This is a genomic window from Mesobacillus campisalis (genome assembly GCF_000986785.1).
Taxonomy (GTDB): domain Bacteria; phylum Bacillota; class Bacilli; order Bacillales; family Cytobacillaceae; genus Mesobacillus_B; species Mesobacillus_B campisalis.
The window spans coordinates 76,091-88,260 of sequence record NZ_LAYY01000003.1 but is presented as its reverse complement, the minus strand read 5'-3'; the positions used below and the strand labels follow the sequence as shown (position 1 = coordinate 88,260).

Genomic DNA, 12,170 nt, shown 5'->3' with positions numbered 1-12,170 from the left:
AAAACAACAGCAGCCGTGCACAGGGCCCGGCTGCATATATTTGCTTGTTATACGATAAATTAAAATACTTGTTCTACTTCGACAACGCCCGGTACTTCCTCTAAAAGAGCGCGCTCGATTCCAGCCTTCAATGTGATTGTTGAACTTGGGCAGCTTCCGCACGCACCGAGCAGACGCAATTTTACCACGCCTTCGTCCACATCGACCAATTCACAGTCACCGCCGTCACGAAGAAGGAATGGACGCAATTTATCTAATACTTCCTGGACTTGTTCAAACATTTGTTGCTCAGACATGTAAAATCGACTCCTTTCATAATTTCTATTATAATCGCATCCTGTTGAAAAATCTATTGGTTAAAACTAAAAACCCTGCAGGGATAGTATTTTCTTAGGCATGATGGTCACATTATTGTAAAATGTAATTATACTGATGGGGGGAATGCCTTGTGCTTCAAAAAGAAGTCGAGATTGTAGTTTACGGTGCCGACCAGCTCTGCCCAAGCTGCGTCAATTTGCCATCATCCAAGGAAACCTATGAATGGCTGGAAGCGGCTGTTGGCAGAAAATACAGCAATCAGAGCTTTAAGATCTCTTATGTAGACATCTTCAATCCTCCGGAAGATGAGGATAAGAAAAGCTTCGCGCAACAGGTAATTGAAGAAGACATGTTTTATCCGGTCGTTCTCCTTGAGGGGAAAGTCGTTGGGGAAGGCAATCCGCGCCTGAAAACGATTTTTGCCGAAATGGAAAAATACGGCTACCAGCCAGCCTAGCCTTGTTAGGATGTCGAGTCTTAATGGAAGAAGGGTGCCAAGGGCACCCTTCTCTTATCCATTATGGTATTTATACATCCACAGCACGCCGGACTTTAACAGCCTGGCGACACGGCCGGTAATCGGCCTTTCCGCGACTAATCCAAAACCGTGTTTTTTGCCGAGGGAACCAAGTACGCCCTTCAGCTTGATTGGCGGGAAGGAATCTGGCACTTCTTCGCCTTTCCATCGCTTTGTAAGGACGACAACAATCTGTTCAGCCTGCCCTTCTGCCAGCTGGGCGCTTGGAGCGTGTGGAAGGCTCGCGCAGTCTCCCATGATGAAGACATTTTCATATTGCGGCAGGTGGTGCCTTGGGGTAATGATGGCCCGGCCCATTCCATCTTTTTCGACAGGCAGGTCGCGAACGATTTTATTCGCCTGGATTCCGGCCGTCCATACGATGGCATCAGCCGAAACAGGTTCGTCATGATTATAAAGGATGCCCTCTTCTACTCTAGTAATATTCGCCTTATTGATAATCTCAACCGAGTGGGTGTCAAACCAGTTTTCCACATACGTGCTTAACCTTTCGGAAAAAGCCGACAAGATATGATTGCCGCGGTCAAACAGCTTGATGTTAAGGTCGTTTCTGCTTTCACTCAGTTCGCTGGCAAGCTCGACGCCGCTTAGCCCTCCACCCACGATCGCAACAGTTGAACCTGCCGGAAGATTGTTAAGGGCCTGGTATGTTGCTCTTGACTTTTCAATCGTCTGGATGCTGTAGGTAAATTCCTTCGCACCTGGAATATCATGATATTTGTCCTCGCATCCAAGTCCAATGACGAGGTCATCAAATGGAACTTCCTCTCCAGACTGAAGGCAGACAACCTGTTCATCAAGCTTAACTTCCGTGACTTCTGCGTACTTGATCTTCAATCGTGGATGCTCCGGGAACGCCACCCGGATATGCTGGTCGGAAATGGTGCCGGCCGCGAGCGCATAATATTCAGTCTTTAAGCAATGGTATGGGAACCGGTCAATTAGCGTGATTGTTACATCATTTGGCAACTCATTAGGCAGAAGCCGCTGAAGCATCCTCATGCCTCCATAACCGCCCCCGAGAATAACCAGATTTTTCATCATTACTATCCCCTTCTCTGCTCTCTTCCTTTACTTTCTTCCTGTTCGTACAATTTTTTTCTTTGTGGAACCGCTTGCTTTCCGTTCTAAATAATATTCCAAAATAGATTTTGTCTTAAACTCCATAAGAATTATAACGAAGTTGTGACAAAATAACAACAAATATAAGCCAAGCAGCATCTTGCCTTGAAGGGCAGGGAACATTGACGATATCCATAAAAAAAGGTAGGATTAACAGTTAGTAGAGAGGTGATAGGAAATGATTGTGCCGATCGTTGAATTTTGTATCAGCAATCTGGCAAATGGAGCGCAAAAGGCTCTTGAGCAGCTGGAGCGGGACCCCAATCTCGATATCATCGAGTATGGATGCCTCAGCTATTGTGGTAAATGCGCCAAGTCCTTATATGCCCTTGTCGATGGTGAGCCCGTCACTGCTGAAACACCAGAGGAGCTTGTCGAAAAGATTTACCAGCACATTGAAGATAATCCGATGTTTTAATTCCTGGGCTGTATATGCAGCCGGATGATATAGATAGCTTCCTTTTTTAGTGAAACCGATTGGTTGAGGAGCAGGAACACACTGTATATAATAGTTATTAAGAAGGGATTTTCCCGGGACAGGAGGCAAAAAAATGGAACAAATCGTTACAATTACCGAAGAGGCTGCCCTCCAGATTAAAGATATGATGAAACACAATGAAGAGGAAGGAGCCTTCCTAAGAGTGGCAGTAAAGGGCGGCGGCTGCAGCGGTCTCTCTTACGGAATGGGATTTGCCCATGAAGTCGAAGAGGGCGACAGCGAGTTGGAACAACACGGCATCAGGATTCTCGTTGATAAAGACAGTATTCCGATTTTGAAGGGAACTGTCATCAATTATAAGCAATCGATGATGGGCGGGGGATTCACAATCGACAACCCGAATGCCATCGCTTCCTGCGGCTGCGGTTCTTCTTTCAAAACCGCAACAAACGCGGGGACGCCTGAGGATTGTTAAGTATAAAAAAAAGCAAGGTGGAGGCCACCTTGCTTTTTTTATTGAGAATAAGAAAGTATGAATTGCTGAATTTAGATAACTGTCTAGCTCCAGCGCCTAGCCCCTCGAGGTCATAAGACGCTCCAGAATTGAAGGCAAAGAACGCCTTCTATTCTGGAGCGTCTTATGCTTGTCGGGGCTGAGCAAGGCGCTTCCGCTTTTCTTTGTCACTTAAACATCGACGAACTATGAAGCGGCTGGATTTTCGCTTTTGGATCGTAAAAGGCCTTGGCGTTGTTCACCGCAGTTGGCGCTTCGCCGAAGCCGCAGGCAATCAGCTTCACCTTGCCGTCGTAGGTGCAGATATCTCCGGCGGAATAGATGCCAGGGATGTTCGTCTCCATTTTTGAGTTAACGACAATGGAATTCTTTTCGATTTCCAGTCCCCATTCCTTGATTGGGCCGAGGGAAGAAACAAATCCGAAATTGCAAATGACTGCATCCACATCAATGGCGACTTTTCCGTCTCCATTTGCTTCCTGAAGAATAATCTGGTTAATGGCGGCACCATTTCCGACCAGGTCCACCGGGACATATGGTGTTTTAATATCAACCTTAGAATTTTGCAGGTTTTCCACACTATGTTCATGAGCCCTAAATTTATCGCGACGGTGTACAATTGTCACCTGTTCAGCAATCGGCTCCAGCATCAGCGCCCAATCCACTGCTGAATCTCCGCCGCCCAATACCGCAACCTTTTGGCCGGCAAACTGATTAAGGTCATCAATAAAATAATGAAGGTTTTTGCCTTCATACTGAGAAGCGCTTTCGAGTTCGAGACGGCGAGGCTGGAAGGCACCGTTCCCGGCAGTGATAATGATGGTCTTGGAGTAGTGGGTTTGCTTGTCTGTTGTCAGCTTAAAGTTGCCATCCTCCAATTTTTCCAGCTTTTCCACCGCCTGCTCGAGTACGATGGTTGGGTCAAATTTAGCCATTTGTTCTTTAAGATTGTTGATTAATTCCTGGGCGCGGACCTTCGGGAATCCGGCCACATCATATATGTATTTCTCCGGGTAAAGGGCAGATAGCTGGCCGCCCAGTTGCGGAAGGCTTTCAATGATTTTTACGGATGCTTGTCTCATTCCGCCATAAAAAGCAGTGAACAAACCAGTAGGTCCTCCACCGATAATGGTGATGTCATACACTTTTTGATCTTCTTTCACTCCATATCCCCCTCACTATGTAGCAAAATAACTCCATTTTATATAATACCATAAAACGTTAAACAACACCGGTAATTAGCGTCTTATTAGATTCCCTATTCCCTGATTTTTAACAAAAAGACCTGAATTAATTCAGGAAAAGGGTGGAAATGAAGATTTTTGTCCTGTTAACCTCTTGAAAATAGAAGATAAAAAGAATATTATGAGAGATAGGTCAATAAATTGTTAAGTTTGTGTGACAATTATAGTAAATTTTCTTGTCTATATTAGTGAAGAAAATCACAAAGCACAGCTTTTACGTTATTTTTTGTGTTATAGTATTTTTTTTAAAAGCAGTAAAAGATAAGAGTAAGCATTTTTAGACAAATTTTATACAAAGGTGGAAGTGATCACTTTGAGAAAGCCGAAAATTGTTATTCTAGGAGCAGGTTATGGTGGACTTATGACAGCTACAAGGCTGCAAAAGCAGCTTGGAGTCAACGAAGCTGACATTGTCCTCATCAATAAAAATGATTATCACTACGAAACAACTTGGCTGCATGAAGCGTCAGCAGGCACTCTTCATCATGACCGCGTCCGTTATGATGTTCGCGACGTCATTGATCGTCAAAAGGTTGAGTTTGTTCAAGGTACAGTAGAAGAGGTAAGAATGGAAGAGAACCGTGTCATCCTGGACAGCGGTGACGTTGTTTATGATTACCTGGTGGTAGCCCTGGGAGCTGAGCCTGAAACATTTGGAATCAAGGGCCTCAAGGAATATGCCTTCTCCATTGTCAATGTAAATTCGGCAAGGCAGCTTCGTGAGCATATCGAATACCAATTCGCTACCTATAACACTGAGGAAGTGAAGAAGGACGAAAGGCTGACAATTGTCGTCGGCGGAGCCGGCTTCACAGGTATCGAGTTCCTTGGCGAACTTGCCAACCGAATTCCCGAACTTTGCAAAGAATATGATGTTGACTACCATAAGGTAAAGGTAGTTTGCGTAGAAGCAGCACCAATGGTTCTGCCAGGCTTTGACCCTGAACTTGTAGATTATGCTGTTTCCTACCTTGAAAAGAAAGGCATCGAGTTCCGTATTGGAACAGCCATCAAGGAAGCTACACCTGAAGGCATCATTGTTGCCAAGGGAGAAGAGGAAGTAGAAGAAATCAAAGCCGCTACTGTTGTTTGGGCAGCGGGTGTACGCGGAAACTCCGTAATCGAGAAGTCTGGAATTGAAGCCATGCGCGGCCGGGTGAAAGTGCAGCCTGACCTGAGGATTCCAGGATCAGAAAACGTCTTTATCGTTGGTGACTGCTCTTTGATCATCAATGAAGAAATCAATCGTCCATATCCGCCAACAGCTCAGATTGCCATGCAGCAAGGTGAAGTTTGCGCACGCAATATTGCAGCTCTTGTCCGGGGCAAAGGAGACCTTGAATCCTTCACTCCAGACATCAAAGGAACAGTATGTTCCCTTGGTGAAGACGATGCGATTGGAGTGGCCTTTGGCAAAAAGCTGGTCGGTTCAAAAGCTTCCTTCATGAAAAAAATGATTGATAACCGTGCCTTATTCATGATCGGCGGCCCATCGCTAGTCATGAAAAAAGGAAAATTCAACATTTTGTAAGCTAAAAAAGACAGGCCTCCGGGTCTGTTTTTTATTTGTTTAAAAAGATATTATAATTTTCTGAAATTTTAAGCTAGAATAAGCATGTGGAAGGAAAAGCCTAATGTATCCGTTTACACTGTCTATTTTTGCCTGAAATGAATCTTTTCAATTTCTAAAGATGTTGTTATATTATCAGAAAATTCTAAGTTTAAAGGAGAGAGGACGATGAGCCAATACAAAGGTGAGAATAAAGAGTGCCCTTATTGCTCAGGTAAAGGATACTTCCAGCTTCTGCTGGGCGGTTCGGAAACCTGTTCCTGCTGCGGCGGATCCGGAAAAGAAAAGCAATAGTGGATATATACATCAAACCCTGCATCCTGCAGGGTTTTTTCTTTTCCTATAGACAAGCCGCTCGGTCATTCAGTAAACTAGGAATGATGGAAAATAGGGGGAATCATCGTGGAATTAACGATTGTCACATTGATTATATCAATGCTGCTTTTCTTTGTGTTATTTTTTGGGATTGGCTTTTTACTGAACATGCTGCTTAGAATGTCATGGATCATGGCTATCCTATATCCCATCATCACAATCTTTATTATTGATGATGTAAGATTCATTGAATACTTTCGGAATAGCGGAACTGCTTTTCGCGAGCTTGGCAGCAAAATTGCCAGCCTTGCACCCGCTGATATAGCTATCCTCAGCTGCGGTCTGGCAGGCGCCATTGCAGCAGGGTTTGTCATTAGGCTTTTGCGCAAAAAAGGGTACCAAATGTTTTAAAACCTTCATAATTATGAAGGTTTTTTATATGAGATTGGGAATATTTCCTCCTCCTCAGGGCAAATAATAGTTTTGTGAGGAGTGAAAGAGTTCTATGTACATAATAAAGATATGGGCGAGGCGCTTCTTTATGTCCATCCTTCTCGTGGCTGCCCTGCTGACGACCCTCCATTCGATTTCCGGAGTGGATGCTGGTACGATTTTGAGATATTTTTATCAGGATGAATTTCCGGTGAAAGTGGATGCCGCCAGCCCAAGTCAAAGCCTTGAAGAATCTGTCGACTGGACGCAATATCCGAAAAAAACGGTCATTGCTACAGGATATACGGCAGGAGCTGAATCGACCGGGAAAAACCCCGGGCATCCAGGCTATGGAATCACATACTCTGGTGTTGAGGTAAAGCGGGACTTGTTCTCGACCATTGCTGCAGACCTGAACGTGTTCCCGATTGGAACAGTCCTCTTTATCCCCGATTATGGCTATGGGGTGGTGGCCGATAAGGGCGGGGCCATAAAGGGAAATAAGTTGGACCTGTATTACGATACAGTCGAAGATGTCTATGCGCAGTGGGGCAAAAGGACCATTGAGGTATCCATTATAAAAATGGGGGACGGGAGCCTTACGGAGGCAGACCTAAAGGAAATGAACGAAGATGCCACCCTCCAAGTGTTCAGGCAGCAGTATAAAGAATAACAATTTTAAAGAAGAAGGCTGGCATCATAAAGTTAGATGCCAGCCTGTTTGGGTTTTTATCCTGGATTTAATATGCAGTCTCGTCAAGCAGGGAGGAAAGCTTCTCCAATCCGTCCAGCAGCCTTGGGGAAGGGCGGCAGTACAGTTCCTCTTCAAGGATAAAGATCCTCCCTTTTTTGACAGCTTCGAGATCACTCCACCCCGGTCTTTTCCTGATGAGGGCAGGATTGATTTTCTGCCTCCGGACGCCCACCCAGGCGAGGCAAATAAAGTCTGGCTGGCGGTTGAGGACATCTTCCCAGTCTGTCTGGATACTTGCTGACTCCTTGTCTTCAAATACGTTGCGGGCTCCGGCGGCATTCGATAGTTCTGTAAGCCAGTTCCCTTTTCCAGGCGTAAAGACCGGTTTGGGCCACCATTCCCAGTATAAGGTTGGCCTGTGCCCTGATTGTGATTTTTTCCTGGAGGCTGCTTCAAGCCTCCTCCGATAATCCAATGCCGCTTTTTGCCCTGTTTCCGGCATTCCCAGAGCCTCAGCTGTACGTATCAAATCGTGTTCAATATCCTTGAGGGATTGGGGATTTAATACGAGGTGCGGAATTCCCCGGGCCCGGAGGCCTTCCACATTTTTTTCCATTCCAGGAACACTGAGGGAAGCAAGGACCAAATCGGGGTTCAGCTTTTCCACGAGATCGAGGTTGATGGACAAGTCGGGTCCAAGACGGGGAAGGCTGTCAATCTCCCTGGGCCAGTCGGAGAAATCATCCACTCCGGCCAGCAGGCTTGTTTGTCCAAGGAATGCCATTAATTCCGTATTACTGGGACATAATGATAAGACTCTCATCCCTTTTCCCCCTTTTTCTAGACAAGATAATGAAGCAGCAAAGTAAGGAAGATGCCTGTAAGGCCGCCAAAGAAAACCTCAATTGGTTTATGGCCCAGGAGTTCCTTCAGCTCCCTGCGCTTTTCCTGTTCAGGCTTTTTGGGCCAATCTTTCGCATCTTCAATGATTCTATTAAAGTCTGCCACCAGCTGGTTCAGTACAATGGCCTGTTCCCCTGCCTGGCGACGGACTCCTGTTGCATCAAACATCGTGATGACCGCAAAAATGGCTGAAATCGCGAACACCGGGGAATCAAGGCCTGTTTCCAGGGCTACACCAGTTGAAAGGGCTGTGACAGCCGCAGAGTGGGAACTAGGCATTCCGCCTGTGCTGGTGAGCAAAGACCAGTCAAGCCTTTTAGTAGCGATAAACTGGATAGGAACTTTAACGAACTGGGCAAAGAAGATTGCTGCCAAAGATGCCCATAAAGGGAAATTGAACAGAATTTCCATGGCGTATCCCTCCCTTGATTCATTTTCTTTATTGTACAGCAAGAATGGTAAAACCACATAATCATTTCATGGGGGGCTCCTATCTGATATGATACCGTTAGCACCAATATGGAGGTATGCAAGATGGGCCGGGACTACCCGATGGAATATTACGAGTTTTTTATAAGCTTCAATGAAGGTGATTACTACACATGCCATGACCTCCTGGAAGAAATGTGGATGGAGGAAAAAGGGAATTTATTTTTGAAAGGGCTTTTACAGATGAGCGTCGCGCTCTATCATTACAGCTACGGAAATGTTAAAGGAACCAGGCTCATGATGAAGGCTGCCCATGATTACCTTCAGGGATACAGGCCCTATTACTGGGGGCTGGACCTTGAGAAGATCCTGGAATTTATTGAGGCCTGCCTGGAAAGGATACCTCCGGGAATAGACCAAGTCCCCTATTCCGATGTAGACCAGCTCCCAGGTTTGCCTCCGCTTTTTTTGTACCTTCAGGATGATTAGGAATTCGAAATAAGTTACAGGTTTGGTTATAATGAAGATATATTTTGGAGGTGACAGAGTTGTTTCAAATTAAAAGAGACTGGGATGCGGCCAATGCCCATGATTGTTTGATTATTGGCATTTTCCATAAATCGGCTGCCCTGGAAGGAACAATGTGGGAACTTGATGGACTTTTTGATGGCCAGCTGAAAGAACTAATCAAAAGCGGCGATATCGGCACCAGGAAAAAGAGTGTGTCCAAAGTGCACACCTTTGGAAAAGTCAAAGCTAAGAGGCTGTATTTTGTTGGGCTGGGGCCTGAAAAGGAGTTTTCCTTCGAGCTTCTTCGCGAAGCATTCGGCAAGCTTTTTAAAACCCTGAAACTAGAGAAGCTGACGGAAGGGGCTGTGCTCCTCGACACGTTTACAAGCGGGGATGTCACCCATCTGGATGCAGCCCATGCTTTTGGTGAAGCCTCCCAGCTGGCGACCTACCAATTTGAAGGATTCAAACAGAAGAATGAACCGGAAAGAAACATTGAAAGCCTGACAATCTATGCATCAGGTGAGGAAGCAAAGGAAATTGAAGCGGCCGTGAGAGTAGGGCATGTGCATGGAAAAGGCGTGAACTCGGCACGCACCCTGGTGAATTTGCCAGGCAATATGCTGACTGCATCAGACATGGCGGAATACGCAAGCAAATTAGGAGATACATATGGCTTTGAAGTTGAAATCCTTGAGAAGGAGGACATGGAGAAGCTTGGAATGGGAGCGATGCTGGCCGTCAACCAGGGTTCAGCAGAGCCTCCAAAGATGATTGTCCTTAAGTACCAGGGCAAAGACGAATGGAAAGACGTCATTGGCTTGGTCGGAAAAGGAATTACCTTTGATACCGGAGGCTATTCCCTAAAACCAAAGGACGGGATAGTGGGGATGAAATCCGACATGGGGGGCGCTGCCGCTGTGCTTGGCGCCATGGAAGTGATCGGGGAGCTGAAGCCTGAACAAAACGTGGTGGCCGTCATTCCGTCAACAGATAATATGGTAAGCGGTACAGCGTTCAAGCCGGATGATGTGATTACTTCAATGAGCGGAAAGACAATTGAAGTTCTCAATACAGATGCGGAGGGACGTCTGGTGCTTGCCGATGCCGTTACCTATGCCAAACATCATGGGGCGGAGTATCTGGTGGATGTCGCGACGCTGACAGGCGGGGTCATCATCGCTCTTGGCACGGATACGACTGGGGCGCTTACAAACAATGAAGGATGGTTCGAGCAAGTGCTTGAAGCCTCCTGTGAAGCAGGAGAGCCAATTTGGAGGCTTCCTCTGTTCGAGAAGGACCGCGAACGGGTGCGTAACAGCAAAATCGCCGATTTGAATAATTCCCCGGGACGGGAAGGCCATGCCATCATGGGCGGCGCCTTTGTTGGCGAATTCGCCGAGCAGACCCCATGGGTTCACCTGGACATTGCCGGGACAGCGACCACCACCAAAGATCATGAACTGGGACCAGCGGGTGCAACGGGTGTGATGGTCAGGACCTTGGCCTTGCTGGTTGAAAGATTCGAAGGGAATTAAAATATCCGAAAATAGAAAAGGAGGCTGCCGGTGCATACTGGCTGCCTCCTTTTTGTATATGCCGCTCCCGTAAATTAGTCGTTGACATGTAAATAGGAGCATGCTATTTTAGAACATGTGATTTAATTCTCTACCAATTTACCAAACTAAAGGATTTTATTTTTTAACACCAGAGAGGGGACCACCATGAACGCAGTAGTAATTGCTGTCCTGGTTATGCTTGTCCTTAGCCTCCTTAGGGTAAACGTTGTTATCTCCCTTATCATAGGGGCCCTGGCAGGCGGATTGACAGGCGGGCTTGGACTGGATAAGACGATAGAAGTTTTTGCAAATGGATTGGGAGGAAGTGCGGAAGTAGCGCTAAGTTATGCATTGCTTGGGGGATTCGCGCTTTCTATTTCGGCAACCGGCCTTCCGAATATGCTCGTAGAGTCGATGCTGTCCTTTATTGGGAAGAAAGGAGATCAGAGGGCGAAAAGACTTTCGAAAGTTCTGATTATCTTTTTCATCTTATTGATGTCCATCTTTTCCCAGAATTTGATTCCTATTCATATTGCATTCATACCAATTTTAATTCCACCGCTTTTATATATCATGAATGAAATGCAGCTCGACAGAAGGCTGATTGCCTCTGTACTGACTTTCGGACTTGTGACTCCTTATATGCTGCTCCCTGCAGGATTTGGAAAGATCTTTCAAGGGATCCTGCAAACGAACATGGCGGATAGCGGCTTGACTGTCCAAGCTTCGGATATTCCGGCTGCGATGCTGATTCCCGCCGCGGGAATGCTTGCCGGCCTGCTGATTGCGCTGTTTGTTTACCGGAAACCCAGGAACTACCGTCAGGCCGCGAAGGTGGAAGCCAGCAAAGGCGTTTATTCCAAAAGAGGCATTCTCTTTTCTGTAGTTGGAATTGTGGCCGCATTGGCGGTCCAACTGTCAACTGGTTCGATGATTATCGGGGCATTATCGGGAATTGCCGTTATTTATCTTAGTGGATCCATCAAGTGGGACGAGGCGGACCAGCTGCTGACAGACGGCATGAAAATGATGGCCTTCATAGGTTTCGTCATGCTGGCGGCTTTCGGATTTGCAGATGTATTGAAGGAAACGGGCCATGTTGCCCAGCTGGTGGAATGGTCGGCCGCTGCCATCGGCAACAACAAAGCATTGGGAGCACTTATGATGCTTGTGGTTGGCCTGCTTGTTACAATGGGAATTGGCTCATCCTTCTCGACCATCCCGGTTATTGCCACCATCTTTGTTCCGCTGGCGATGCAGCTTGGCTTCAGCCCGATGGCGACGGTTGCGATTGTCGGAACGGCCGCGGCCCTGGGAGATGCAGGTTCACCTGCTTCTGACAGTACTCTTGGACCGACAGCCGGATTGAATGTTGATGGCCAGCATAACCATATATGGGACACAGTCGTGCCAACATTTATCCACTATAACCTGCCTTTGATTGTTTTCGGCTGGATTGCCGCAATGGTATTATAAGAAAAGCGTAAGCACAAGACAGCCTCCCATGGAGGCTGTTTTTCAATGGATGGTTGTTTGCCCATGCATTTCCTGGGTTGTTTGCATATGAAGTAGGGAAGGCATTT

The 12,170-nt window shown here is 46.5% G+C and carries 15 protein-coding genes; 10 read left to right on the top strand and 5 right to left on the bottom strand.

Annotated features, from left to right (window positions below):
• Positions 1-59: 59 nt before the first annotated feature.
• Entirely contained in the window at positions 60-296 is a 237-nt protein-coding gene (locus WQ57_RS03650) for a NifU family protein (protein ID WP_046522371.1), read from the bottom strand.
• A gap of 152 nt (positions 297-448) precedes the next feature.
• Between WQ57_RS03650 and WQ57_RS03645 the strand changes: the two genes are divergently transcribed.
• Complete coding sequence (locus WQ57_RS03645) at positions 449-775, top strand: YuzD family protein (protein WP_046522370.1); 327 nt, start codon at positions 449-451, stop codon at positions 773-775.
• Positions 776-829: 54 nt separating this feature from the next.
• Here WQ57_RS03645 and WQ57_RS03640 read toward each other — a convergent pair whose 3' ends face one another.
• A complete protein-coding gene (locus WQ57_RS03640) occupies positions 830-1,897 on the bottom strand; it encodes an NAD(P)/FAD-dependent oxidoreductase (protein ID WP_046522369.1) in 1,068 nt (355 codons plus the stop codon).
• 259 nt (positions 1,898-2,156) lie between these two features.
• Here WQ57_RS03640 and WQ57_RS03635 point away from each other — a divergent pair, with 259 nt between their 5' ends.
• Together WQ57_RS03635 and WQ57_RS03630 are read left to right on the top strand one after the other, a co-directional pair.
• Positions 2,157-2,396 (top strand): YuzB family protein, encoded by a 240-nt coding sequence (locus WQ57_RS03635; RefSeq protein ID WP_046522368.1) that lies wholly within the window; start codon positions 2,157-2,159, stop codon positions 2,394-2,396.
• A gap of 133 nt (positions 2,397-2,529) precedes the next feature.
• A complete protein-coding gene (locus WQ57_RS03630) occupies positions 2,530-2,892 on the top strand; it encodes a HesB/IscA family protein (RefSeq protein ID WP_046522367.1) in 363 nt (120 codons plus the stop codon).
• Between the two features lie 206 nt (positions 2,893-3,098).
• Here the strand turns inward: WQ57_RS03630 and WQ57_RS03625 are convergent, their stop codons facing one another.
• Entirely contained in the window at positions 3,099-4,094 is a 996-nt protein-coding gene (locus WQ57_RS03625) for an NAD(P)/FAD-dependent oxidoreductase (protein WP_046522366.1), read from the bottom strand.
• A gap of 394 nt (positions 4,095-4,488) precedes the next feature.
• Between WQ57_RS03625 and WQ57_RS03620 the strand changes: the two genes are divergently transcribed.
• The 4 genes from WQ57_RS03620 to WQ57_RS03610 all read left to right on the top strand — a co-directional run bounded on the left by WQ57_RS03620 (position 4,489) and on the right by WQ57_RS03610 (position 7,165).
• Positions 4,489-5,706 carry an NAD(P)/FAD-dependent oxidoreductase gene (locus WQ57_RS03620; protein WP_046522365.1) on the top strand — a complete coding sequence of 406 codons (1,218 nt, stop codon included), beginning with the start codon at positions 4,489-4,491 and terminating at the stop codon, positions 5,704-5,706.
• A 207-nt stretch (positions 5,707-5,913) separates the two neighbouring features.
• Positions 5,914-6,039 (top strand): YuiA family protein, encoded by a 126-nt coding sequence (locus WQ57_RS26870; RefSeq protein WP_162200598.1) that lies wholly within the window; start codon positions 5,914-5,916, stop codon positions 6,037-6,039.
• Between the two features lie 108 nt (positions 6,040-6,147).
• A complete protein-coding gene (locus WQ57_RS03615) occupies positions 6,148-6,471 on the top strand; it encodes a YuiB family protein (RefSeq protein ID WP_046522364.1) in 324 nt (107 codons plus the stop codon).
• Between the two features lie 94 nt (positions 6,472-6,565).
• On the top strand, positions 6,566-7,165 hold the full coding sequence (locus tag WQ57_RS03610) for a 3D domain-containing protein (RefSeq protein WP_046522363.1): 600 nt from the start codon (positions 6,566-6,568) through the stop codon (positions 7,163-7,165).
• A gap of 67 nt (positions 7,166-7,232) precedes the next feature.
• Here WQ57_RS03610 and WQ57_RS03605 read toward each other — a convergent pair whose 3' ends face one another.
• Both WQ57_RS03605 and WQ57_RS03600 read right to left on the bottom strand, forming a co-directional pair.
• Positions 7,233-8,009: a cobalamin-binding protein gene (locus tag WQ57_RS03605; RefSeq protein ID WP_046522362.1), complete on the bottom strand. Its 777-nt coding sequence runs from the start codon at positions 8,007-8,009 to the stop codon at positions 7,233-7,235.
• Between the two features lie 17 nt (positions 8,010-8,026).
• Positions 8,027-8,500, bottom strand: coding sequence for a divergent PAP2 family protein (locus WQ57_RS03600; protein ID WP_046522361.1), 474 nt, complete (start codon positions 8,498-8,500; stop codon positions 8,027-8,029).
• Positions 8,501-8,623: 123 nt separating this feature from the next.
• On the opposite strand from WQ57_RS03600, the gene WQ57_RS03595 reads away from it, so the two are divergent.
• The 3 genes from WQ57_RS03595 to WQ57_RS03585 all read left to right on the top strand — a co-directional run bounded on the left by WQ57_RS03595 (position 8,624) and on the right by WQ57_RS03585 (position 12,063).
• Positions 8,624-9,007, top strand: a complete 384-nt coding sequence (locus tag WQ57_RS03595) for a DUF309 domain-containing protein (RefSeq protein ID WP_046522360.1) — start codon at positions 8,624-8,626, stop codon at positions 9,005-9,007.
• 59 nt (positions 9,008-9,066) lie between these two features.
• Positions 9,067-10,566: a leucyl aminopeptidase gene (locus WQ57_RS03590; RefSeq protein ID WP_046522359.1), complete on the top strand. Its 1,500-nt coding sequence runs from the start codon at positions 9,067-9,069 to the stop codon at positions 10,564-10,566.
• A 186-nt stretch (positions 10,567-10,752) separates the two neighbouring features.
• Positions 10,753-12,063, top strand: coding sequence for a Na+/H+ antiporter family protein (locus WQ57_RS03585; RefSeq protein WP_046522358.1), 1,311 nt, complete (start codon positions 10,753-10,755; stop codon positions 12,061-12,063).
• The last annotated feature ends 107 nt before the right edge of the window (positions 12,064-12,170 follow it).